The organism is Shouchella xiaoxiensis, from assembly GCF_016907895.1.
GTDB classification, from domain to species: domain Bacteria; phylum Bacillota; class Bacilli; order Bacillales; family Bacillaceae_D; genus Shouchella; species Shouchella xiaoxiensis.
On record NZ_JAFBCV010000006.1, the window covers coordinates 59,804 to 84,692 of the forward strand.

Annotated in this window: 22 protein-coding genes and 1 riboswitch; of the genes, 19 read left to right on the top strand and 3 right to left on the bottom strand. The window is 43.0% G+C overall.

The window, feature by feature from the left end; translation table 11 throughout:
* Positions 1 to 218: 218 nt before the first annotated feature.
* From JOC54_RS10850 to JOC54_RS10870, 5 genes are all read left to right on the top strand, one after another.
* Positions 219 to 1,967, top strand: a complete 1,749-nt coding sequence (locus JOC54_RS10850) for an ABC transporter ATP-binding protein (RefSeq protein WP_204466327.1) — start codon at positions 219 to 221, stop codon at positions 1,965 to 1,967.
* Positions 1,964 to 3,961: an ABC transporter ATP-binding protein gene (locus JOC54_RS10855; RefSeq protein ID WP_204466328.1), complete on the top strand. Its 1,998-nt coding sequence runs from the start codon at positions 1,964 to 1,966 to the stop codon at positions 3,959 to 3,961. The genes JOC54_RS10850 and JOC54_RS10855 overlap by 4 nt, the downstream gene beginning before the upstream one ends.
* 17 nt (positions 3,962 to 3,978) lie before the next feature.
* Positions 3,979 to 4,833: a phosphotransferase family protein gene (locus JOC54_RS10860; protein ID WP_204466329.1), complete on the top strand. Its 855-nt coding sequence runs from the start codon at positions 3,979 to 3,981 to the stop codon at positions 4,831 to 4,833.
* A gap of 124 nt (positions 4,834 to 4,957) precedes the next feature.
* Positions 4,958 to 6,544, top strand: coding sequence for an ATP-binding protein (locus JOC54_RS10865; RefSeq protein WP_204466330.1), 1,587 nt, complete (start codon positions 4,958 to 4,960; stop codon positions 6,542 to 6,544).
* Positions 6,545 to 6,548: 4 nt separating this feature from the next.
* On the top strand, positions 6,549 to 7,220 hold the full coding sequence (locus JOC54_RS10870; protein WP_204466331.1) for a response regulator: 672 nt from the start codon (positions 6,549 to 6,551) through the stop codon (positions 7,218 to 7,220).
* A gap of 35 nt (positions 7,221 to 7,255) precedes the next feature.
* Here the strand turns inward: JOC54_RS10870 and JOC54_RS10875 are convergent, their stop codons facing one another.
* Positions 7,256 to 8,308 carry a YkvI family membrane protein gene (locus JOC54_RS10875; RefSeq protein WP_054793759.1) on the bottom strand — a complete coding sequence of 351 codons (1,053 nt, stop codon included), beginning with the start codon at positions 8,306 to 8,308 and terminating at the stop codon, positions 7,256 to 7,258.
* A gap of 119 nt (positions 8,309 to 8,427) precedes the next feature.
* Between JOC54_RS10875 and JOC54_RS10880 the strand changes: the two genes are divergently transcribed.
* The gene (locus JOC54_RS10880) at positions 8,428 to 8,634 is read left to right on the top strand and encodes an NETI motif-containing protein (protein ID WP_204466332.1); all 207 of its coding nucleotides are present in this window, start codon (positions 8,428 to 8,430) and stop codon (positions 8,632 to 8,634) included.
* A gap of 209 nt (positions 8,635 to 8,843) precedes the next feature.
* Here the strand turns inward: JOC54_RS10880 and JOC54_RS10885 are convergent, their stop codons facing one another.
* Together JOC54_RS10885 and JOC54_RS10890 are read right to left on the bottom strand one after the other, a co-directional pair.
* Positions 8,844 to 9,398 carry a GNAT family N-acetyltransferase gene (locus JOC54_RS10885; protein ID WP_204466333.1) on the bottom strand — a complete coding sequence of 185 codons (555 nt, stop codon included), beginning with the start codon at positions 9,396 to 9,398 and terminating at the stop codon, positions 8,844 to 8,846.
* A gap of 65 nt (positions 9,399 to 9,463) precedes the next feature.
* Positions 9,464 to 10,195: a hypothetical protein gene (locus JOC54_RS10890; RefSeq protein ID WP_204466334.1), complete on the bottom strand. Its 732-nt coding sequence runs from the start codon at positions 10,193 to 10,195 to the stop codon at positions 9,464 to 9,466.
* A gap of 170 nt (positions 10,196 to 10,365) precedes the next feature.
* Positions 10,366 to 10,467: riboswitch (purine riboswitch) on the top strand.
* Positions 10,468 to 10,585: 118 nt separating this feature from the next.
* Between JOC54_RS10890 and purE the strand changes: the two genes are divergently transcribed.
* The 13 genes from purE (at position 10,586) to JOC54_RS10955 (ending at position 24,698) form a co-directional block, all read left to right on the top strand.
* A complete protein-coding gene (purE, locus tag JOC54_RS10895; protein WP_204466335.1) occupies positions 10,586 to 11,077 on the top strand; it encodes a 5-(carboxyamino)imidazole ribonucleotide mutase in 492 nt (163 codons plus the stop codon).
* The gene (gene purK / locus JOC54_RS10900) at positions 11,074 to 12,204 is read left to right on the top strand and encodes a 5-(carboxyamino)imidazole ribonucleotide synthase (protein WP_204466336.1); all 1,131 of its coding nucleotides are present in this window, start codon (positions 11,074 to 11,076) and stop codon (positions 12,202 to 12,204) included. Before purE ends, purK begins: the two co-directional genes overlap by 4 nt.
* Before the next feature lie 20 nt (positions 12,205 to 12,224).
* Positions 12,225 to 13,520 (top strand): adenylosuccinate lyase, encoded by a 1,296-nt coding sequence (gene purB, locus JOC54_RS10905; protein ID WP_204466337.1) that lies wholly within the window; start codon positions 12,225 to 12,227, stop codon positions 13,518 to 13,520.
* 22 nt (positions 13,521 to 13,542) lie between these two features.
* Complete coding sequence (gene purC / locus JOC54_RS10910; RefSeq protein WP_204466338.1) at positions 13,543 to 14,250, top strand: phosphoribosylaminoimidazolesuccinocarboxamide synthase; 708 nt, start codon at positions 13,543 to 13,545, stop codon at positions 14,248 to 14,250.
* Between the two features lie 43 nt (positions 14,251 to 14,293).
* Positions 14,294 to 14,545 (top strand): phosphoribosylformylglycinamidine synthase subunit PurS, encoded by a 252-nt coding sequence (gene purS / locus JOC54_RS10915; protein ID WP_035419916.1) that lies wholly within the window; start codon positions 14,294 to 14,296, stop codon positions 14,543 to 14,545.
* Positions 14,542 to 15,225 (top strand): phosphoribosylformylglycinamidine synthase subunit PurQ, encoded by a 684-nt coding sequence (purQ, locus tag JOC54_RS10920; protein ID WP_054793757.1) that lies wholly within the window; start codon positions 14,542 to 14,544, stop codon positions 15,223 to 15,225. The genes purS and purQ overlap by 4 nt, the downstream gene beginning before the upstream one ends.
* The gene (gene purL, locus JOC54_RS10925) at positions 15,209 to 17,431 is read left to right on the top strand and encodes a phosphoribosylformylglycinamidine synthase subunit PurL (RefSeq protein ID WP_204466339.1); all 2,223 of its coding nucleotides are present in this window, start codon (positions 15,209 to 15,211) and stop codon (positions 17,429 to 17,431) included. Before purQ ends, purL begins: the two co-directional genes overlap by 17 nt.
* Entirely contained in the window at positions 17,407 to 18,819 is a 1,413-nt protein-coding gene (purF, locus tag JOC54_RS10930; protein WP_035441041.1) for an amidophosphoribosyltransferase, read from the top strand. The genes purL and purF overlap by 25 nt, the downstream gene beginning before the upstream one ends.
* A gap of 21 nt (positions 18,820 to 18,840) precedes the next feature.
* Positions 18,841 to 19,875, top strand: coding sequence for a phosphoribosylformylglycinamidine cyclo-ligase (gene purM / locus JOC54_RS10935; RefSeq protein ID WP_035419920.1), 1,035 nt, complete (start codon positions 18,841 to 18,843; stop codon positions 19,873 to 19,875).
* A complete protein-coding gene (gene purN, locus JOC54_RS10940) occupies positions 19,875 to 20,453 on the top strand; it encodes a phosphoribosylglycinamide formyltransferase (RefSeq protein ID WP_204466340.1) in 579 nt (192 codons plus the stop codon). The genes purM and purN overlap by 1 nt, the downstream gene beginning before the upstream one ends.
* Before the next feature lie 2 nt (positions 20,454 to 20,455).
* Complete coding sequence (gene purH / locus JOC54_RS10945) at positions 20,456 to 21,988, top strand: bifunctional phosphoribosylaminoimidazolecarboxamide formyltransferase/IMP cyclohydrolase (protein WP_204466341.1); 1,533 nt, start codon at positions 20,456 to 20,458, stop codon at positions 21,986 to 21,988.
* A gap of 14 nt (positions 21,989 to 22,002) precedes the next feature.
* Entirely contained in the window at positions 22,003 to 23,256 is a 1,254-nt protein-coding gene (gene purD / locus JOC54_RS10950) for a phosphoribosylamine--glycine ligase (protein WP_204466342.1), read from the top strand.
* A gap of 113 nt (positions 23,257 to 23,369) precedes the next feature.
* The gene (locus JOC54_RS10955; protein WP_204466343.1) at positions 23,370 to 24,698 is read left to right on the top strand and encodes a hypothetical protein; all 1,329 of its coding nucleotides are present in this window, start codon (positions 23,370 to 23,372) and stop codon (positions 24,696 to 24,698) included.
* Positions 24,699 to 24,889: the final 191 nt, after the last annotated feature.

Genomic DNA, 24,889 nt, shown 5'->3' on the forward strand with positions numbered 1-24,889 from the left:
TCCGGGGACTCGTATGAGTACCTATTGCATGCGTGTATGAAAGACGTTGCGACGTGGTCGCAGCGTCTTTTTTCGTATTTTGTAAAAAGCAACCATAAAAAGGAGGAACGTCAGATGAAGCGACAAGTGAGAGAATTCATTCCATTATTGCTGGATGCAGGGGAGCTTGAAGGTGGTTAGTTTGTGTTGGAATCAAAAATAGAGAGAAGTGAATAACAATGTTTCGTGTTTTAACTCAGTTGAGTTGGTTTTTTCGTGAGCAAAAGAAACGATACTTAATTGCTGTTTCATTATTAATTTTTGTAAGCGTTGTTGATTTAATCCCTGCTTTATTAATCGGAGAAGCAGTTGATGCATTCCAAAGAGGGGCGCTATCAGCTTCGCTAGCAGGCACGCTTATTGTCGTTATGTTGATTGTGATTTTGGCTAGTTACTTTATTAGTTATGTTTGGATGAGACAGCTGTTTGGTGGTGCGTTTGTATTGGAGCGCAAATTACGCTCGCGCTTTATGAATCAGTTATTCCGCATGGATCCTGCTTTCTTTGAGAAGCGAAAAACGGGAGATTTATTAGCACGTGGAACAAATGATATGAAAGCCATCTCAATGACGGCTGGTTTTGGAATTTTAACGTTAATTGATGCCGTTGTATTTATGGGGATATTGCTTGTGGCAATGGCTTGGTTAATTGATTGGCGCTTAACCTTAGCTGCCGTAGCGCCTCTGCCGATCATTGCCTTAGTTGTGACGGTACTTGGAAAAATGATTCATACGAGATTTTCTCAAGCACAAGAAGCGTTTGGAGACTTGAACAACCGAGTACTTGAGTCGGTAGCGGGAATGCGCGTTATCCGTGCTTTTCGCAGTGAACGACGTGATGAAGCTCAGTTTGAAGCTAGAAGTTTGGATGTATATAAACGCTATATCCAAGTCGCGAGAGTTGAATCTTTCTTTGACCCAGTCGTAAACATTGTTGTTGGGCTAAGCTATGTCATCGGGCTTGGTTACGGCGCTTATTTAGTCTTCAATCAGCAATTAACACTGGGTCAAATTGTCACGTTTAACTTGTACTTAGGGATGCTTATCTGGCCAATGTTTGCAATTGGTGAGTTGGTCAACATTATGCAACGGGGAAGCGCTTCTTATGATCGAGTGAATGAAACCTTGTCTGTTGAAAAATCGGTTTCCGTTCCGAGCAGTGAGAGCAATGGTCTTGCTGATATGCCAATTGCATTTAACAAGTTTACATTTTCTTACCCTGGTACGAACGGGAACCAATTAAAGGACCTTGATTTACTAATTTCTAGAGGACAGACGATTGGAATTGTTGGAAAAACAGGAAGTGGGAAATCAACACTTGTTAAGCAACTATTAAAGTATTATCCAACAGGTGATGCCCAGCTGTTTTATGGAGAATCGTTGTCGTCCGATCTTCATCAGGAACAAGTGAGAAGACTGGTTGGTTACGTCCCGCAAGACCATGTTCTATTCTCACGATCAGTTCGGGAGAATATTTTATTTGCAGTGGGTAAAGCAAGTGAACGTGAACTAAATCAAGCCATTCGTGTGTCAGCATTTGATCAAGACTTATCCTTTCTCCCAGACGGATTAGAAACACTTGTTGGTGAGAATGGCGTATCTCTATCAGGTGGCCAGAAACAACGAATATCGATTGCACGGGCACTAGTTTTGAATCCGGAAGTACTCATTCTAGATGATTCCTTGTCTGCCGTTGATGCCAAAACAGAAGCAAAAATTGTTCAGAACATCCAAAATGAACGGGTAGGGAAAACGACATTAATCACCAGCCACAGGATGTCCGCTGTAGAACATGCGGATGAAATCCTTGTTTTAGACAATGGTGTTGTGAGCGAACGCGGTACACATGCAGAGCTCCTTGTCCAAAAAGGCTGGTATGCGGAACAAGTGAAGAATCAGTCGCTCAAAGAGAAAGGAGTGACGTTATGAGTACAGAAAAGCGTTTAGCACGATACGCGTTAACGAGCAAAGGAACGATTCTTTTCGCGTTGTTTATGCTTTCGATTGCGGTTGCCGCAGAATTAACAGGTCCCTTTATCGCAAAGACAATTATAGACCGACATATCTCAGGAATTGAGCAACCTTGGTATGAAACAGAACCAAATGATCAAGCCGTTTATTATGACGGAGCTTATTACACAAGAGAAGTGTATGTACCTGAACACTTAGAAAAGGGTTCGGAAGTCCAGATCTTGCAAATTGGTACCTCGTTTTATTTTTTGAACCAACCATTACCACTTGACGGGGAACGATCATTTGATGATGGCGTTCTCACGATTGACACGAGTAACCAAGTTCATCAAGCAGCAGCGATTCCGCTTTCTGCAGCAGAGGTGCTTGATTTTTACAGTCCTGAGATTCAATCAATTATTAACTGGTTAGCTTTGTATTTAGGGATTGTTGTTGTTGCTTCTTTCTTCCGGTATGGTCAAAACTTTTATTTGAAAAAAGCGGCTCATCGAATCATCCAACGTATGCGAGTTGACGTGTTTGCTCAATTATCGCGGGTGCCAGTTCGCTTCTTTGATCATCAACCGGCAGGAAAGATTGTCGCTCGAATTACGAATGATACCGAAGCCGTTCGTGAACTGTACATGACCGTTCTCGCGACATTTTTCTCAAGTAGCATTTATATTTTTGGCATTTATATTGCTCTTTTCTTACTTGATGTCCGTCTTGCTGCAATTACACTTATCTTGTTACCAATTTTATTCGTGTGGTTTAAGCTTTATCGGAAATTTGCAGCGGGATTAAACCGAAAAATTCGAGCGAAGAACGCCGATATCAACGCATCAATGAATGAAAATGTGCAAGGGATGGGAATTATCCAAGCCTTTGCTCAAGAGAAAAGCCAGGAAGCGGCCTTTAATAAGTTAAATGAAGAGCACTATCACTTCCAGTCTAAGTTGCTTCGACTAAATTCTCTGACCTCACACAACTTAACGTTTGTGCTGAAAAACCTTGTTTTCGTTGCGTTAATTTGGTGGATTAGTGGTGGAACTGCTGGACTTATTACGCTTGGCGTGCTCTATGCGTTTGTTGACTATGTCAATCGTTTATTTGAACCAGTAAACCAAATCATCAATCAACTTGCGAATCTAGAACAAGCAAGAGCCGCTGGAACGCGTGTCTTTGAATTAATGGATGAGGCAGGGACTGAGGTAAGTGACGAGGAAATACCTCGTCCACGAGGTGAGGTGACATTTACGAACGTCCAGTTCTCGTATAAAGAAGGCGAACCGGTTATTAAAGATTTATCTTTTCAGGCAAAACCAGGGGATACTGTTGCTCTTGTCGGTCATACAGGTTCGGGGAAAAGTTCGATTATGAATGTATTGTTCCGGTTTTATGATCCACAAGAAGGTACGACCAAAATTGATGGGATTGATACAAAAACAGTTTCACCACAAGCATTACGTGCTCATATGGGAATCGTCTTGCAAGAGCCGTACCTTTTTTCAGGAACCATTGCTTCAAATATTGCCTATGGAAGACCCCTTGCAACGCGGGAAGAGATTGAGGAAGCGATTCGCCTTGTTGGCGGAGAAAATGTCTTTTCTAAATTTAAAAAAGGAATTGACGAAGAGGTCACTGAAAAGGGAAGTACTCTTTCCAGTGGGCAACGCCAATTGATTAGTTTTGCTCGAGCGCTTATTGCCAATCCTGCTATTCTTGTTCTTGATGAAGCAACGTCGAGTATAGATACAGAAACGGAACTCTTAATTCAGCAAGGGTTAGAGACGTTGAAGCAAAATCGCACGACCTTTGTCATTGCTCATCGATTATCAACGATTCGTGATGCAGATCAAATTCTAGTGCTAGACAAAGGTGAGATCCTCGAAAAAGGAACGCATGAACAGCTTCTTCAAGCCGACGGCACGTATGCTCAGATGTACCGACTTCAACAAGGGCAAGCAAGCTAATAATAGAGGTGAATGAAATGATTGGCACTGATATAAAAGACTTGCTTATTAAAGAAGAACGAATCGCGGCAAACGCTACGATTTCGGTAACAGAGCTAAGTGGCGGCACATCTAGTAATGTCGTGTTAATTAGCAGTAGTGATGGACTGACGTGTGTGTTAAAAAAGAATCAGCCCGACGTCATAAAAGAAGAAGCTGCTTTTTTAGAAGCTTATCAGCACGTCAATTTTCTGCCAACGGTTCTGTTTAAAGAGGCAAGAAATGAGTATATGATTTACACATTCCTTCCAGGGACGTGTAATGACCCACAGCGAGAAAAACAAGAGATGTTACGTACGTTAGTCCGGGAAGTAGTAAACCACCTTCGCCCTGTACCCAGCTGGGGGTGGGGCTGGAGCGAATCTTTAGCGAATTCGTGGGGTGCGTTTTTGGACCAGGAAAGAATTGCAGCAAAACGTACGCTCATGTCATTTTTGTCTGAAGAAGATCATCTTCTGGTAGCTCAATTAATTGAGCGGATCAAAGAACATCCTTCTCACTATCAGCCATATATGCTGCATGGTGATTGTGGTGTTCATAACTTTATTTTCCGTGAAGGGAAATTATCTGGCGTCATTGACCCGACACCGCTGGTTGGAGAGCCTCTTTATGATTTGCTGTACGCATTCTGTTCTTCACCAGAGGACTTGAGCGAAGCGATTCTCATGGAAGTGGTGGATGAACTCACTGTCGGTTCATCTTTTACCAAAATGAGCATTATCGAACATAGTATCATCGTTCTGTATTTACGAATGAGCAGCTGTGTCCAACACCATCCACATGATTTAGAAGCTTATTTACAAGCTTGGTCACATTGGAAAAGCAAATTATAGGAAACAAATGAACAGCTACATGCAGGTAGCACCTATCTGCATGTAGCTTTTTTTGTTAAACTGGTCAGATTCATTAGCCTGCTAAAATGGTATAGTGGGAAAAGAGAAATGAGGGCTAATGCTTATGAGAAGAACTCGTTCATTAGAAAAGAAGTTTTTGCTTTATTTAACAGGGTTAATTACGTTTATTATGATTTTTGTCACGGTCATTTACGTCTATTTAGAACGAGAGCAAGCGCGCGAATTAATTGGTGACCAGGCGTTGGCTACTGCTTTGGCTGTTGCTGAAATTCCCGATGTAAAAAGAGCAATAGAATCTAAACAGGATGTAGAAGAGATGAGGGTATTAATTGAACGAATTAGAGAGAGTGCGGGGGCAGAGTACATCGTAATTGGAGATGAAGATGGAATTCGGATAGCTCATCCTGATGAAACAGAACTAGGTCTTCCGATGGTCGGCGGTGATAATGAAGGTGCACTTGTTTACGGGGAAAGTTATATTTCTTTAGCTGAGGGCTCATTAGGGACAGCTGTCCGTGGAAAAACGCCGGTGCTTGATGACAGCGGAGCCATTATTGGCGTGGTATCAGTTGGTTTTATGATTGACTATATTGATTCTGTCTTTGAACAGGGCGTCATCGTTTTCGTCCTTTGGCTTGCATTCATCTTTCTCCTTGGATTACTTGCTAGTAAGAAACTAGCTAGCTCGATCCGAAAAGATACCTTTGGTTTGGAGCCGTATCAAATTGCTCGATTATATAAGGAACGTGAAGCCATTTTCGAGTCTGTCAAAGAAGGGCTTTTAGCAACTGATCAGTCTGGGGTCATTACGCTTATTAATCACACTGCAAAAGAGATGTTACTGATTAAAGACGATGTGATTGGTAAACCGATTGACCAAATCATTCCACATTCGGAGATAGGGTATGTGTTGAAACAGCAAGAGGTGGCCGGATCTTCAGAAACAACGTTTAAAAACAAGCGTCTGATTATTCATTACCACGTCATTGAAGAAAATGGCGTTTACGGTGGAAAAGTGGCGAGTTTTCAATACCGTTCAAACATGAATGAATTAATTAATGCTTTATCGGAAATTCAACAGTATTCAAGGGATTTGCGCGCACAAACGCATGAGCATACGAACAAGCTATATGCAATATCAGGTTGGCTTCAGTTAGGTTTGACGCAAAGAGCAATAGAGTTTATTCATCAGGAGACCGGGACACAGCAACAGGACAATCAATGGTTATTCGAGCAAATAAAGGACCCGACAATTCAAGCTATATTAATTGGTAAGCGATCAAAAGCATCTGAAAAGAAAATAGAATTTCTGTTAAATCCTGAAAGTTCAGCTGAGTGGATTTGGCCACAAAGCGCTTCAGCTCCTTTAGTTACGATTATTGGTAATGTAATTGATAACGCTTTCGATGCCGTTTCAACCGTTGAAAAGCCAAGCGTCATTGTATTTATGACGGATTTGGCTGATGAGCTCGTTATTGAAATTGCTGACAATGGGGCTGGAATTGCTCACTCAATTGTAAATCAATTGTTTGTGCAAGGTGTGTCTACTAAGGAAGATGCAGGCAGAGGATATGGGCTAAGTCTCGTGCAAGCAGCCTTAGAAGAACTCCACGGCTCACTAGAAATAGGGGACAATACGCCTCAAGGAACGATCGTTAGTTTATATATCCCAAAAGAAAGGGGTTCTTAAAAGAATGAAGATCATGATTGCCGAAGATGATTTTCGAGTAGCTGACATTCATGAACAATTTTTACAACAGATCGATCAAGTGAAAGTGGTAGCTAAGGCTCGAGATGCAAAAGAGACTTTACTGTTTGCTCGTCAGTATCAACCAGATTTACTTTTGCTCGACGTGTATTTGCCTGACCAGCTTGGAGTCGATTTGTTAGCCTCGCTTCACGCTCAATTGCCCTCTATGCAGGTTATTTTAATTACAGCTGCGACTGAAAAGGACGTCTTTGTAAAGGCGCTGCAGCAAGGCGTTACAGACTACTTGGTAAAGCCGATTACGCTTGCTCGATTAAAACTAGCAATCGAAAAAGCGGTTACTTTAAAAGAGTGGGTTAACAATCAAGATCCCATTACTCAGACAATTGCCGATCAATTTTTTCAAAGTAAGGTCGAGGCAACATCTCATACGATTGATTTGCCAAAAGGTATTGATCAACTAACGCTTAAAAAAGTGCAAGCGCTACTAAAGGAGCAAACAGAGGGAGAGACCGCTGAGGCCATAGGAAAAAAGTTTGGTGCGTCACGGACAACCTCAAGACGCTATTTAGAATATTTAATTTCTGTGGGGCAAGCAAAAGCACAGCTCGAGTATGGAATAGTCGGGCGACCTGAGCGAAAATATTGGCCTGTGTAACTAGAGAAAAACCGTCCAATAGAAGGACGGTTTTTTTAAGACTTAGCAATCTTAAGTCTAAAAGGCGCAATTAATAGGATGACAATGAGCAGCATTCCTAAGTATCCGAAGATTGGATAGAATAGGGAAACCAGCTCAGTAAAGCCGACAAAACTTGTTGCAAATCCTCCAAGAATAAATGTGATTACAAGGATATTAAATTTCTTTGTTTTAGGAGCAAAGAAACGCGTTCCGAATGAGAAAAATAAACTTATTGCTGAGTTATAAATCATTAAGAAGATAATGACAGAGTACAGCAAACCAATGTAGATGGATGCATCATTTGCTAGGCCGAGGAACGGCATATCTAGACCTGCGACGACGTCCATACGAGAAAACAACGTAAAGTGACAAATGACTACAAGAAGACCGACAGCCAGTCCGCCAACTAAGCCTCCAAGTGATGCTTCCTTCGAACTTGATTCGTCTCCACCCATTACGATTGCCATTGGGGCAGCCATAGCAATACCGAGTGAAACGTAATTGATGGCAGAGACTAACCAGTTCCCAGTCGCTGACGGTTGCTCTTTTGCAAGCGGTTCAAGCGCTGTGTAGCTTGTATCCATTGTGGACAAGCTGTAAACAAATAAAAATAATACAAATACAATAAGTAAAGGCGTAATGGCCGCAATTACTTTCACAACACGGTCAACGTTTGATAAAACGGTAATAATAACTAGAACGGTCATTAGTAGCGTTCCAACTATCTCAGGTAGCCCGAATTGCTGCTGGAATATAGCTCCTGATCCAGCTATCATAACAGTCCCGATACCGACTAAAATAGCAATTAATATGTAATCAATAATTGTGCCTAAGAACTTTCCACTGATGCGGTGAATGACGTCTTGATGAGATTCGGCTTTTGTTCGACTTCCGAGCCGTAGTAATAGTAATCCGATATAACCAAATATCGCTATTGTTACAAAAGCTCCTATCGTTCCTAAATGACCGTAACTCGTAAAGTACTGCAAGAGTTCTTGACCTGAAGCAAAGCCAGCGCCGACGAGAACGCCGATAAATGCACTCGAAATTTTTAATATGTTTTTCATAGATTCTTCCTTTCGTGGTAGCGTGAAAACATAATTACCCGAATAAAGGGAATTTGAAACAAATTGAAAGAAAACATGCTACACTACAAACAAATGAGTAAACAAAGTGAGGGTTATATTTGAAACAAAAAAAGCAACTGTTTGAAGTCGGAGCAAATGAATCAATTGGCGACTGTTTGCTACGGATGGATCAAGCTGGCTATCAACCAGTAAGACGGATGGAAAAGCCTGTCTTTAAAAAAGAAGGAAAACAAGAGCCCGAATGGATCAAACAGCAAATTGTGTTTGAAGGGAAATTAAAAGACTCGGAAAGTGAAAAAGCGTAAATAAAGTAAGCTAAGAAAAAAAAGACGATCAATCTTAATTAAGATTGATCGTCTCTTCGTAGTATTCATCGAAACAAGCGTAAGGAGAACCAGAGTCTTCTGCGGGGGTAGCACGTGTCTGAAGCCGCTGGAATGGCGTTTTTTCGCGTAAGAGGCTGAGCCCGTGCCCCAAAAAAGTTCTTCTGTGGCGTCAGTATTCGTGTTTTTTATTAGAAAGAATACGACTTTTTCCATTCTTCCTTCAGCAAGCTATAAACGATATGGTCGTGAAACTGTCCATCTACCCACTCTGCGCGGCGGGCAATTCCCTCTTTCGTAAAGCCAAGGCGTTCAGCCACCAGCTGGCTTTTTTTATTTTGAGTGGAGGCGCGCAGTTCAATTCGTTCCAAGTCATAAGCGGTGAAGGCATGTTCAAGGAGGGGAGCACTGGCTTTTGTCATCAACCCTTTTCCAATGAATGCTTCTCCTAGCCAATACCCTATGCTGGTTGCTTTATTTGTCCAATCAACCCGGTGAAAACCAATCACACCGGCTGCTTTTCCTTTGTACCAAATACCAGCTTGAAAGCCGTCGTTTCGACCAACTTGTTCCATGGTGGAGCGAATGAACCCTTCTGTGTCTTTCACTTGATTGGTCCAGTCTGTCCATGGCATCCAAGGACGAAGATGTGACTTGGATTGTTCGATTAAATCAAAAAAATCTTGTGCCTCGTGTAATTCTAGTGGTTTCAAGTAAGCGTCTTCATCCAGTTTATACGTAAACAAGCTGTCCCACTCCTCATCTGTTGTTAACAGTAAGTATAACAGATCAGAAAAGCAGGTTGTTCTTTTCAAAGTGTAAAAGTTTGCTTGTAAAGCTGAGGGAAAACCGCATTCATTAACATAATCAGCCCATTTAGCAACAGTAACATTGAGGAATAAACAATAAACGCTTGTATGAAGGAGATTGATAGAATGAACAATAATAGAAAAAGAGTGTGCATGATGGCAGCTGGAATAACGGACCGACTGGTTGCAATCATAAATGCGAGTGGTGCTGCGCTGAGTAAATGAAAACAAATGAGCGCAATTATTTGTAGGTCTGTTGCTTGAAATAGCACAAGCACGATCGGAATATGCCAACAGGCAGAAATCGCCCCAACAGTTAATGATGAAAACCAAAATGAGTATACATGTAGCTCACGTTGATAGAAAGCGCGCCAGCCAATTTCTTGAAACAAGCAATAAAAGAAAACAAGTACCCAAAGAGGGTGATAAACCGTTGAAAGTAAAGGTAATGAGTAAGTGGAAACGAGAACAGCGCCATACAGTATGGGGATTAATAAAGCACAGATCCACCAGATATTGGGGCGTATTCGCATCAGTGAACGATCTAAAAATGACTGTGGATAGCTCGTAATATGCAAGACATAAGCAGCAAATAAAGGAGCTATCGCTATAAATAAGGTGAAGGAAGCACTTGGTAGAGCTGGTTCTGTTAGCATTGTTGCGATTAAACTCCATGCTAACCCAAAAGCAATGAACAAATAAAATCGTTTTGTACGCTGTTCATATGAACGCATTCAATGTCCCTCCAGACATAGGCATTTACCTTATCGTATGCATCCATAAGTGAATTTGATATTTTTTAGTGTTTACATTAAAAACGAACATTGTTGAGTGTGTATGATTTTAATGTTCGAGTATCTGTTGACATAGAAGGATAAGGGACGTAAACTATAAGAGCGAATAAGATATAAACGAATAAATGCCTCATATAATCTCAGGGATAGGGCCTGAACGTTTCTACCTAACGACCGTAAATTGTTAGACTATGAGGGAAGTGGATAAGTCTTGCCTATTTTCCGCAGACTTACGAGCACAGTTTCCTACTTTCTCTCAGGTGATCGTTATTGGAACTGTGTTTTTTGTGTTCTGTGGAAGTACTATCAATGCATATTGGAGGATGAACCATGGCTGAGCCCGTGATTGGTGTTATTATGGGAAGCACGTCTGATTGGGAAACAATGAAGCTTGCTTGTGATGTACTTGATGAACTAGATGTACCTTACGAGAAACAAGTTGTCTCTGCACATCGCACACCGGACTTAATGTTTGAGTACGCTGAAACAGCCGTAACACGTGGGCTTAAAGTGATTATTGCCGGTGCTGGTGGTGCAGCGCACTTACCAGGAATGGTAGCAGCGAAAACAATCTTGCCTGTAGTGGGTGTTCCAATTGAATCGAAGTCGTTAAAAGGAATCGATTCACTCTTATCGATTGTACAAATGCCTGGTGGAGTTCCTGTAGCTACCGTCGCCATTGGTAAAGCAGGCGCAACAAACGCGGGGTTACTTGCTGCTCAAATTGTTGGTACATGTGATACAAAGATACAAGACCGCTTGCTCGCTCGAAGAGAAAGAACAAAAGCAGCTGTCCTGCGAAGCAGCGAGGATCTAGTATGAGACAAATCAAACCAGGAGATACAATTGGCATTATCGGTGGTGGACAGCTTGGGCGAATGATGGCTCTTTCTGCCAAACAAATGGGATATCGGATAGCTGTACTTGATCCGACGGAAGATGCACCCTGTGCGCAAGTAGCCGATTACGTCATTACGGCTAATTATGACGACATAGAGGCGTGTAAGCAGCTTGCTGCCCAAAGCGACGTGATTACGTATGAATTTGAAAACATTGACGAGGAAGCAGCACGGCAGTTAAGCGCTGTAAGTGACTTCCCACAAGGATTCAACGTACTTAGAACAACGCAACACCGGGTCAAAGAAAAAGAAGCGCTCGTTTCACTGGATGTTCCAGTTGCTCCGTTTGCTCTAATTACAAAAAAAGATGAATGGTCTGAGGCGATTAATCAAACAGGTTTACCTGCTGTCTTAAAAACCTGTCGAGGTGGTTATGATGGCAAGGGGCAGGCTGTTGTTAAAACGGAAAGTGAATTAACTGCAGCAATTGAAAAGCTGCTTCCCCACGGTGAGCTTGTGTTAGAGCAGTTTATTCCATTTGACCTCGAAATCTCTGTTATTCTAACAAAATCACGTAATGGTGAAGTCACCGTATTTCCTGTAGCAGAGAATGAGCACCGTGACAATATGCTCTACCGGACAATTGTACCTGCCCGTATTACAAAAGATATGGAAGAAGAGGCAGTTGCAATAGCAGAAAGAATTGGCGAGGGACTTGATGTTGTCGGAACGCTCGCAGTAGAAATGTTTGTAACGAAAGATGGCGCTATTCTTGTTAATGAACTAGCCCCTAGACCTCATAATTCGGGGCATTATACAATAGAGGCGTGCAAAACCTCTCAATTCGAGCAGCATATTCGCGCAGTTTGCGGCTTACCGCTCGGTTCTTCCGCTCTTCTAAGTCCTGTTGTGATGGAGAATGTTCTAGGTGAACATATGGAACCTTTAATGGAGCGACTCGATAACTTGCAGCAGGTTTCCCTTCATTTATATGGAAAAAAGGAAGCGAAAGTGAAGCGTAAGATGGGTCACTTAACCGTGCTTGGAACAGACACAGATGCGTGCGTGAACGTGCTTGATCAATTTTGGATGCAGCACATACTACATTAAGCTTTTGGAGGAACCAACAAATGATAGAACGTTATACCCGCCCGGAGATGGGGGCAATTTGGACAGATGAAAACCGCTATAAAGCGTGGCTTGAGGTGGAAATCGTTGCATGTGAAGCATGGGCTGAACTCGGCGACATTCCGAAAGAAGATGTAGCAAAGATCCGCGAAAATGCTAGTTTTGATGTAGCTCGGATCTTGGAAATTGAAGAAGAAACGCGTCACGATGTTGTGGCATTTACGCGAGCGGTTTCTGAGACACTTGGAGAAGAACGAAAGTGGGTCCATTATGGTCTGACTTCGACTGACGTAGTCGATACGGCTCTTTCCTACATCTTAAAGCAGGCAAATGACATTTTGCACAACGACTTAACGCGCTTCTTGGATATTATTAAAGCAAAAGCACAGGAGCATAAATATACGATAATGATGGGTCGTACCCACGGCGTTCACGCTGAGCCAACGACATTTGGGTTAAAGCTTGGCCTATGGTACGAAGAGATGAAGCGAAACATTGAGCGGTTTGAACATGCGGCAGAGGGTGTTCGTTTTGGTAAACTATCTGGTGCAGTTGGAACATATGCAAATATTGATCCTCGAGTTGAGGAATTTGTTTGTGAAAAGCTTGGATTAAATGCAGCGCCAATTTCAACGCAAACACTGCAGCGCGATCGTCACGCAGAGTACATGGCAAGCCTAGCCTTAATCGCGACATCAATTGAAAAATTTGCGGTAGAAATTCGTGGGTTGCAAAAAAGTGAACTGAGAGAAGTGGAAGAGTTTTTTGCAAAAGGACAGAAAGGTTCTTCAGCAATGCCGCATAAACGGAACCCAATCGGTTCAGAAAACATGACTGGTCTTGCGCGCCTTGTTCGAGGTTACATGAATACCGCTTATGACAATGTTGTTCTTTGGCATGAACGAGATATTTCTCATTCCTCAGCTGAGCGAGTGATTTTACCGGACGCAACGATTGCGCTGAACTATATGTTAAATCGTTTTGGAAACATCGTTAAAAACCTGACTGTCTTCCCAGAAAATATGAAGCGCAATATGACGCGCACCTATGGCTTGATTTACTCACAGCGTGTTCTTCTAAGCTTGATCGACAAAGGCATGGTCCGAGAAGAAGCGTATGATTTGGTCCAGCCAAAAGCAACACAGGCTTGGGAAGAAGGAGTTCAGTTCCGGGAGCTAGTTGAAGCTGAACCGCGCATTACCTCTGTTTTGAATGAAGATGAGATAGAGGAATGCTTTAATTACGAACATCATATGAAGCATGTTGATACGATCTTTACTCGTTTAGGATTGAACTAACTTTTTACTGGAGGCCAAAGCGATGAACAAACAAAATTTGCTGTATGAGGGCAAAGCGAAACGAATCTATCGGACGGATGAAGCTGGTTTGCTTTGGGTGCAGTACAAAGATGATGCAACCGCCTTTAACGGCGAAAAGAAAGATGTTCTGGTCGGCAAAGCACGGTTAAACAATGAAATCTCTACGCTCATCTTTGAAACGCTCAAAGAAAAAGGGATTTCGTCGCATTTCGTACGGAGATTATCTGACACAGAACAGCTTGTGCAGCAAGTTGAGATTGTTCCGCTGGAAGTGGTTGTTCGTAATGTTGTTGCGGGCAGCATGGCTAAGCGACTCGGTTTAAAAGAAGGAAAAAGCTTAAATCAGCCTCTTGTAGAATTTTATTATAAAGATGATGCCCTCGGTGATCCATTGATCACTGAGGACCACATCGCTTTATTAAATGCAGCGAAGACTGAAGAGGTGGAACAGTTAAAACAAATGGCGCTTTCAGTTAATGGCGAGTTGATTGAATTGTTTGACCGTATCGGCGTTCGTTTAGTCGATTTTAAACTTGAATTCGGACGGACCGATAAAGGAACATTGCTGCTCGCTGATGAAATCTCGCCTGATACATGTAGATTATGGGATAAAGAAACAAATGAGCGGTTTGACAAGGATTTATTTCGACGCAATCTCGGAAACTTGCAAAAAGGCTATCAAGAAATTCTGTCTCGTTTAACGGTTTAAGAGAAAACCAACTTCGATTATCGATCACTTTAGGAGGTACGTAATGTACAAAGTTAATGTATTCGTTACTTTAAGAGAAAGTGTGCTTGACCCACAAGGTGTGGCTGTTAAAGGGGCCCTTCATACGATGGATTACCAGGAAGTGACCGATGTCCGGATCGGGAAGTTTTTAGAACTGCAAGTAGACAGCGTTGATAACATTGAAGGTCGCGTCAAAGAGATGTGTGAGAAACTGCTTGCAAACACGGTTATTGAAGACTACCGCTTTGAAGTAGAAGAGGTAATTCCCTCATGAAGTTTGCCGTTATCGTTTTTCCAGGTTCCAATTGTGATGCAGACATGTTTCATGCCATCAAGGACAGCTTAGGAGAAGAAGTAGAGTATGTCTTTCATACAGAAACATCTTTAGATGATTATGATGCTGTCTTGCTTCCGGGAGGGTTTTCACATGGGGATTATTTACGGTCTGGAGCGATTGCTCGCTTTGCGCCAATAATGCCTGCCGTTATCGCGGCGGCACGTGACGGTAAACCTGTGCTTGGTGTTTGCAACGGATTTCAGGTTTTGCTTGAAGCAGGTCTTCTTCCAGGGGCGATGAAGCGTAATATCGATTTGAAGTTCGTTTGTCGCACGGTTGAGCTTGTTGTTGAATCGAATCAAACGATGTTTTCATCAGGCTATGCCCAAGGTGAAGTCATTCAAATTCCTGTTGCTCACGGTGAGGGGAACTATGAGTGTGATGACGAGACTCTGAAAGAATTAACAGCGAAGCAACAAATTGTTTTCCGTTACAACGAGCATGTAAATGGTTCGAAAAATCAAATTGCCGGTATTGTGAATGCGCAAGGTAACGTACTTGGCATGATGCCGCACCCAGAACGGGCAGTAGACGCACTATTAGGAAATGAGCAAGGTTTAGCGGTATTTACGTCGATTTTACGCAACTGGAGGGAATCCCATGTCACTACTTCTTGAACCAAGTCCAGAACAAATTAAGCAGGAAAAACGATATCAGGAAATGGGCTTAACAGATGAAGAGTTTGCACTAGCTGAGGAACTGCTCGGACGTCCGCTCAATTTCACAGAAACGGGATTGTTTTCCGTTATGTGGTCGGAGCATTGCAGTTATAAGAATTCCAAAGTGCTGCTCAAGAAGTTTCCGGTTGATGGGGAAAAGGTGTTACAAGGCCCAGGTGAAGGTGCTGGAATTATTGATATTCAAGACGGTCAAGCCGTTGTCTTCAAAATAGAAAGCCACAACCATCCTTCTGCAATTGAACCGTATCAAGGAGCTGCTACGGGAGTTGGCGGGATTTTGCGCGATGTGTTTTCAATGGGGGCTCGTCCAGTTGCGTTATTAAATTCACTACGTTTCGGTGAATTAGAATCACCAAAAGTGAAATATTTGTTTGAAGAAGTTGTTGCGGGTATTGCTGGTTACGGTAATTGTATCGGCGTTCCAACGGTAGGCGGCGAGATTCAATTTGATCCGTGCTATGAAGCGAATCCACTTGTTAACGCCATGTGCGTGGGGTTAATTGATCATAAAGATATACAAAAAGGTCAGGCAAAAGGTGTTGGTAATACGGTCATGTATGTCGGCGCGGCGACTGGACGTGATGGCATTCACGGAGCGACGTTTGCCTCTGAAGAGTTAAGCGAATCATCTGATGAAAAACGACCAGCTGTACAGGTAGGCGACCCATTTATGGAAAAGTTGCTTCTTGAGGCATGCCTTGAAGTCGTTAAATCCGACGCTTTAATCGGAATACAGGACATGGGTGCGGCTGGATTAACGTCTTCTTCTGCCGAGATGGCAAGTAAAGCAGGCTCAGGCATTGAAATGAATCTTGATTTTGTACCTCAGCGAGAAGCTGGTATGACACCATATGAAATGATGTTATCTGAATCGCAGGAACGGATGCTGCTAGTTGTTGAAAAAGGACGCGAAGAGGATATTAAAGCGATATTTGAACGCTGGGATCTTCATGCTGTTGAAGTAGGTGTTGTGACAAATGATTCGCGGCTACGGTTAATGCACAAAGGCGAATTAGTTGCTGATGTGCCCGTAGATGCTCTGGCGGAGGATGCGCCTGTCTATCATAAACCGTCTAAACAGCCGGCATATTACGATGCTTTCCAGGCGGAAGCGGCGTATATTCCTGAAATAGCTGATGCTAAAGAAACGCTCTTATCTTTACTTGCGCAACCAACAATTGCTAGTAAAGAGTGGGTATACGAGCAGTATGATCATATGGTTCAAACCAATACGGTTGTTGCACCAGGGTCAGATGCGGCGGTTATCCGTATTCGTGGGACGCGCAAGGCGCTAGCAATGACAACGGATTGTAATTCAAGGTATTTATATCTGGATCCCGAAGTTGGTGGAAAGATTGCCATTGCTGAAGCAAGTCGTAACTTAATTTGTTCAGGAGCTGTTCCACTTGGTGTCACCGATTGTTTAAATTATGGGAACCCTGAGAAGCCAGAAATTTTCTGGCAGCTTGAGAAGTCAACAGATGGGTTAAGTGAAGCGTGCCGTGTACTCAACACACCGGTTATCGGCGGGAATGTTTCCTTGTATAACGAACGTTCAGGCGGAGCGGTGTATCCAACACCAGTCATTGGAATGGTTGGTCTAATTGAAGATACGGATCATATTACGACCCAAGCGGTTAAACACGCAGGAGATCTAGTCTACTTAATTGGCGATACAAAAGCGGAATTCTCAGGAAGTGAAATCCAAAAAATGCTCGTCGGTCCGATTTCAGGCAAGGCGCCTGAAATAAATTTAGAAGTAGAAAAAAAGAGACAGCAGCAGCTTCTTCAAGCAATCCAACACGGAATGGTTTCTTCAGCTCATGATGTTGCTGAAGGTGGTGTTGCGGTTGCACTTGCAGAAAAAATGATGGACGGTCCGCTTGGATTGGATATTAAGCTTGCGCTGCCAGTTGAAAATAGTTTTTCAGAAAGTCAGTCACGCTTTGTGGTAACCGTTCAGCCTGAAAATCAATTTTCGTTTGAACAAATAGTTGAGGACGCGAAATTAATCGGGAAAGTAACAGAAGAAGCCAGTTTAAAAATGGAATTCATGGAAAGCGAAACATTACATGCGACTCAAGCAGAGCTTACGAAAGCCTGGAAAGGGGCTATTCCATGTTTGCTGAAATCAAGGGCTTAAATGAAGAATGTGGTGTTTTCGCCGTTTGGGGTCATAAAGATGCTGCGCAGATTACGTACTACGGCCTTCATAGCTTGCAGCATCGTGGGCAAGAGGGGGCAGGCATCGTTGTTTCTGATGGCGAAAAGCTTTCGGCACATAAAGGGTTGGGACTAGTGAATGATGTCTTTAATCCAGCCGTTCTTGGTCAATTAACAGGAAAAGGTGCGATTGGTCATGTCCGTTATGCAACAGCAGGAGGTGGCGGCTATGCAAATGTACAGCCGCTATTCTTTAACTCGCAAAGAGGCGGACTGGCGATTGCTCATAATGGAAACTTGGTGAACGCCAATCATTTGAAACATCAGCTTGAAGCCCAAGGTTCCATTTTTCAATCGACATCAGATACGGAAGTGCTCGCTCATTTAATTAAGCGCAGCGGATATTATACACTTGAAGATCAAATGAGAAATGCGCTTTCCTCTTTAAAAGGAGCATACGCCTTTGCGGTGATGAACGAGCGTCAGCTTATGGTTGCACTTGATCCAAATGGTTTGCGCCCACTATCAATTGGTCGTTTAGGGGACGCGTATGTGGTCGCTTCGGAGACATGTGCGTTTGATATTATTGGAGCGGAGTTTGAACGGGAAGTCTTACCAGGTGAGCTGCTTGTGATTGATGACACGGGGATGCGGAGCGAGCGCTTTGTCTCACCGGGAAATCGAGCCATTTGCAGCATGGAATATGTTTACTTTGCTAGACCCGATTCGAATGTAGACACGATTAACGTTCATACTGCTAGAAAAAATCTCGGCAAACAACTTGCAATGGAGGCACCAATTGAAGCGGATGTTGTGACTGGCGTACCTGATTCCAGTATCTCCGCAGCGATTGGCTATGCTGAACAGACAGGAATTCCCTATGAGCTTGGCATGATTAAAAATCGCTATGTGGGACGTACGTTTATCCAGCCTTCGCAAGAGTTAAGAGAACAAGGCGTGAAAATGAAGCTTTCCCCAGTTCGTGGAGTGGTCGAAGGTAAGCGAGTCGTAATGATTGACGATTCAATCGTTCGCGGAACGACAAGTCGTCGGATTGTCAATATGTTACGTGATGCAGGAGCGGTAGAAGTGCATGTTCGAATTTCATCACCACCGATAAAAAATCCGTGTTTTTATGGAATTGATACGTCGACAACGGAAGAGTTAATTGCCTCCAACCATTCAATAGAAGAAATGCGCGAGATGATGGGTGCGGATTCACTTGCTTTTTTATCGACCGAAGGGTTAAAACAAGGAATTGGCAGGTCGGAATCGATGCAAAATTGTGGCCAGTGCCTGGCGTGTTTTACAGGAGAGTACCCAACAGAAATTTATGCAGATACGTTACATCCCCATGCCAAACTATAAAACAACTGGAGGAATTCAGCCGTGTCAAACGCATATAAAGAAGCTGGCGTAGATATTGAAGCAGGTTATGAAGCTGTTAATCGAATGAAGCAACATGTAGAGCGGACAAAGCGAAAAGGTGTTTTAGGAAGTCTTGGCGGATTCGGAGGAAACTTTGATTTATCCGCTCTTGCTTTAAAAGAACCTGTCCTTGTTTCAGGAACTGATGGTGTCGGTACGAAATTGATGCTGGCATTTATGGCAGACGAGCATGACACAATTGGGCAAGACGTTGTGGCCATGTGCGTGAATGACATCGTCGTGCAGGGGGCTGAGCCGCTTTATTTCCTTGATTATCTTGCTTGCGGAAAAGCACAACCTGAGAAGATTGAAGCAATTGTCAAAGGTGTGGCAGATGGCTGCGAACGAGCCGGCTGTGCTTTAATTGGTGGAGAAACAGCTGAAATGCCTGGAATGTATAGCGAAGAGGAGTATGACTTAGCTGGCTTTGCGGTCGGTGCCGTTGAGAAAAGTAAATTGATAACAGGCAACGATATTCAAGCGGGAAACGTGTTAATTGGTCTTGCCTCAAGCGGGCTGCATTCTAATGGCTATTCCCTCGTTCGAAAAGTTCTTCTCCACGATGCTGAACTACGTCTGTCTGAAGAATACACTGAGCTTGGTAAAACGCTCGGAGAAGAACTGTTAACGCCAACTAAAATATATGTCAAGCCTGTGCTTGCGTGCATGAGAAAAGGGCTTGTTTCGGGAGCTGCGCACATTACCGGGGGCGGGTTTTATGAAAATATTCCGCGGATGTTACCAGATCGTCTTGGTGCTGAGATTGATAACGGTTCATGGCCTGTACCTAACATCTTCTCCTTTATTAAGGAAAAAGGCAGCTTAGCAGATAAAGACTTATTCTCCACGTTTAATATGGGTATTGGGATGGTGCTTGCAGTAACAGAAGAAAACCTTCATGAAGCAATTGAAGTATTAGAACAACAGGGAGAAAAAGCATATATCATTGGACGAGTAACAAAAGAAGCAGGGCTGACCATTGGGGGAATTGACTGATGAGGTTGGCGATTTTTGCTTCGGGAACGGGTTCAAATGCCGTTTGTTTAATCGAAGCAGCCCAAGCAAATCAATTCGAAGCAAATGTTGCACTCGTTATCAGTGATAAGCAGGGAGCCCCTGTACTTGAGAAGGCAGCAGCTCTTGGCGTCCGTGCTGAACAGGTTCTTCCTGCTGCCTTTGAGTCAAAAAAAGCGTACGAGCAAGCGATTGTGGCTCTTTTGCAACAAGAGCAAATTGATTTTATTTTGTTAGCTGGCTATATGCGATTAATTGGTCCGACCTTGCTCGGGGCTTATGAAGGCAAGATTGTCAATATTCATCCGTCCCTACTTCCACATTTTCCAGGTCTTGATGCTATTGGTCAAGCTCTCGATGCGGGGGTTAGCGAGACAGGTGTGACGGTCCATTATGTTGATGATGGAATGGACACTGGACCTATTATTGCACAAGAAACGATTCCTCTAACCTTACAAGAAACACGGGAGTCCTTAACGAAGAAAGTACAAACAGTTGAACATTCGCTTTACCCAGCCGTAGTAAAACAACTTGTTTGTGAACAGAGTGGGAGGAACTAGAAATGAAAAAACGAGCGCTTGTGAGCGTATCAGATAAAGCAGGCTTAATTCCCTTTACTCAAGGGTTAGTAGATGCAGGTATTGAGGTTATTTCAACTGGTGGAACGAAACGAGCTTTGGAAGAAGCTGGAGTTCCTGTCCAAAGTGTGGATAGTGTAACGGGTTTTCCAGAAATTCTGGACGGTCGCGTCAAAACGTTGCATCCGATGATTCACGGTGGGCTGCTTGCAAGACGCGATAAAGCAGACCATGTCGAACAGATCAACGAGCATCAAATTAAGCCAATTGACTACGTTGTCGTTAACTTATATCCATTTGCTGAAACGATTGCTAAGCCAGAAACAACGTTTGCAGAGGCGATTGAGCAAATTGATATTGGTGGTCCAAGCATGCTGCGGTCAGCAGCAAAGAATCACGCCGATGTAACGGTTATAGTTGATCCAAACGATTATGACTCCGTGCTTGATTCTCTTAAACTGGATGAAGAAGCAAAACAGCCATTACGAAAACGATTGGCTGCAAAAGTGTTTCGTCACACCGCTGCTTATGATGCGATGATTGCGGCTTATTTAACTGAAGCTGTAGAAGAGAAAACACCGGAAAGTATAACGATTACCTATTCACATAAACAAGCGCTTCGTTACGGTGAGAATCCGCATCAGAAAGCTGCCTTCTATGAAAAATCAACCAGTTCTCCTTCTTCCATTGCAAAAGCAACTCAACTTCATGGGAAAGAACTATCGTTTAATAACATCCAAGATGCCAATGCCGCTCTTGAAATTGTTAAAGAATTTACTGAACCGGCAGCTGTTGCGATTAAGCACATGAACCCATGTGGTGTGGGTACAGGTAGTACCATTGCAGAAGCCTTTAATCGAGCGTATGAAGCTGACGAAAAATCAATTTTTGGCGGTATTGTAGCCGTTAACGAGGAAGTTGATTTAGTAACTGCTGAGAAAATGAGCGGTATTTTTCTTGAAGTCGTGTTAGCTCCTTCTTTTAGTGAAGAGGCAAAAGAATTGCTGACTAAAAAGAAAAACATCCGCCTGCTGCAAGTTGCGGTGGAACAAACGAAAGCTGAATCAAAGCTCGTATCCGTTCATGGCGGACTTCTAGTTCAAGATGAGGACCTCTATGGATTGGATGAAGCAACGATAACTGTACCGACAAAAAGAACGCCAACTGAGGAAGAGTGGACTGCCTTAAAGCTTGGTTGGAAAGTTGTTAAACATGTAAAATCGAATGCAATTGTTTTAACGAACGGAGACATGACAGTGGGAGTCGGAGCCGGGCAAATGAACCGCGTTGGTTCAGCTGCAATTGCGATCGAACAAGCCGGTGAGCGTGCTCAGGGGGCAGCGCTTGCATCCGATGCGTTCTTCCCTTATGGTGATACAGTAGAAACAGCAGCAAAGGCCGGAATTACAGCGATCATTCAGCCAGGAGGTTCAGTCCGTGATGAAGAATCGATCCAAAAAGCGGACGAGCATGGGATTGCGATGGTCTTTACCGCTGTGCGCCATTTTAAACACTAAGGAGGCGAGCAGGCATGAATGTACTAATTATCGGCAGTGGTGGCAGAGAGCACGCGCTTGCTTGGAGTGCAAGTAATAGTAAGCTTGTAGAGCATGTATATGTTGCACCAGGAAATGCAGGAATGGCTAGTATTGCAACAACGGTTGGACTTGAAGTAGGTGATCATGACGCTTTAGTTCAGTTTGCATTTCAAAGCGACATCGGACTCGTAATTGTTGGACCCGAAATTCCTTTACTTGAAGGTTTAGTGGATCGATTTGAGTTTGAAAACATTAAGGTATTTGGGCCACGACAACAAGCTGCCATGCTTGAAGGCTCAAAATCTTACGCAAAAGACATTATGCACCGCTATCATATTCCAACAGGAAAATCAAAGACGTTTAAAGATTATGACGAGGCTGTGGCCTATGTGCAACAAGAGGGCGCCCCAATTGTTGTAAAAGCGGACGGGCTTGCTGCAGGTAAAGGCGTAACGGTCGCATTAACAATAGAAGAAGCGATTGGTGCTCTTCACCATGTGTTAAAAGACGATGCTTTTGGTGCGGCTGGAGCCCAGGTCGTCATCGAGGAATATTTAGAAGGTGAAGAACTATCGCTAATGGCTTTTGTTAATGGCACAACGGTTCTTCCGATGGTCGGAGCTCAAGACCATAAGCGAGCACTGGATGGAGACAAAGGGCCAAACACAGGTGGAATGGGGGCATACTCTCCAGTTCCTCAGTTTAGTCAAAGCGATGTAGATAGAGCAGTTGCCGACATCTTACAGCCGACAGCTAATGCGATGGTTGAAGAAGGGCGTTCATTCACAGGTGTATTATATGCAGGTTTAATGATGACAACTCAGGGGCCAAAAGTGATTGAGTTTAATGCACGGTTCGGTGATCCGGAGACTCAGGTTGTCTTACCACGGTTAAAGTCCGACTTAATTGAGGTTATTTTAAAGCTGCTTGCGGAGGAACCAGTTGAATTAGAATGGTCTGACGAAGCGGTGGTTGGCGTGGTTCATGCCAGTGTCGGTTATCCAGATACATATGCAAAAGGCGTACCAATTGAAGGATTAGAAGAGGCAGCTGAATCGGCGCTCGTTTTTCATGCTGGAACAAAGCAAGCTGGTCAGACTTGGAAAACAAATGGTGGACGCGTTCTGCTTGTCGCAGCAAGAGGAGAAACAATCGCTGAAGCGCAATCAGCAGCCTACCAAGCAAGCACATCTATTAAAAGCGAAGGTCTTTTTTATCGAAAAGACATAGCGGTAAAAGCTCTTTAATGGAATGAATAAGCAAAGCCGAAGAGACTAGGGGATGAGTTTCTTTGGCTTGTTTCATTTTTAGACCTTTTTCGCTATACTGAAAGCACTATGTAATTAGCAGGAGGTTTAATGTGCAGCGTCTTTATTATGGAGCGGTGCTTTTTCTAGTGTTCCTTGCTCTAGCATTTGACTCGGAGCTACTGCTTACAATTAGCGGCTGGCTTGCGATACCAATGCTTATCTACTCATTTACAAAATCAAATCGTTTATTTAAGGGGATGGGACTGGCGTTTCTACTTGGTGGATTGATTCTACTTCCGTTTAGTGAGCAGAGCCTTGTTTCTTTACCGAGTTTGTTTTCAAGTAATCTAACGCTTGTTGTTTTTGTGGCAGTTGTTCCTCTAATGCAAGCTGCAATTGAGTCGCTGCGCTATGATCAACAGGTAAAATCATGGTTGTTCCAAGGGACGAAAAAAAAGGGACAACTCCAGAATCGCTCATTGCTGACAACTTATGGCTTTGTTCCTTTTATGAACTTGTCTGTTCTTCCCTTGTTGCAACATACACTTATGGACGAGCTTACAACACTTCCTAAAAAAAAGCGGGATCGATTAATTAGCAGAACAACGCTAAGAGGATACGCGCTAGCTCTTGTATGGATGCCGATGGAAATTATGGTCGTTACGGCGCTTGGTATAACAGGCGAAAGCTATCTCTCCATTCTTCCTCTATTGCTACTTTTAACGGTGCTCATGACTGGATATGAACTTCTTAAGAACCGTTTCTGGTTAAGCGCTCCAGTCGAATTGGCTCCTCTTGATAAAACAATAGGCCGCTCAAGACGGTCTCTTTTTGCTTCAGTGTTGCTTTTTTTAATCCTTGTTATTGCGGTTGGTGAGTGGCTTGGACTATCGTTTATTATGACAGTTATTCTCCTCATTCCTCTCTTCGCCTATAGCTGGACGAAGTTAATGGGAGAAGCAGAGACGTTTTTAGAAAAAGGAAAACAAGCACTTAGTCATCAAATTAAATCAGGCATTCATCCTTTCTTAGTTCTGTTTATCTCACTTGGTTGGTTTACAGGTATTTTAAACGGTACAGAACTATTATCCATGGTTCAGGAGCCTTTACGAGCTTTTAGCGAATTTCCTGTTGTATTATTAGGCGCAATTCCACTTAGTTTTTATGCGTTAGCATTTGTTGGAATTCATCCAATTGCATCTATGGTTCTTATCCATGAAGTGGTTGGACCGATTTTAATGCCGGTCATGCCTGCTGGACTTACGATTATGTATATTGTAAGTGCGTTAGCAACATTTACAATTTCGCCATATGGCATTGTTGTCACAATGACAGCCAGGCATACAGAACAGAATCCGTATCGAATCATGTTGACGAATCTGCCATTTGCTTTATTGTTTGGAGCATTAGCCGTGGTCGTTACGATGATATTTCTGTAAATGGTGCTGTAAGTATTAGGATTAATTTTTTGGAACGAACATTGTAGAAAACAGTGTTGGTTCTTTTTATTTTCAAGAAAGAATAGCGATTTCATATAAGTCGATAAATAATTTAATTATTATTCTATAACAGTAATTGAAAATGATATTCTGTTATAGTACAATTTAGAAAATAGCTTCAATTTAACTGG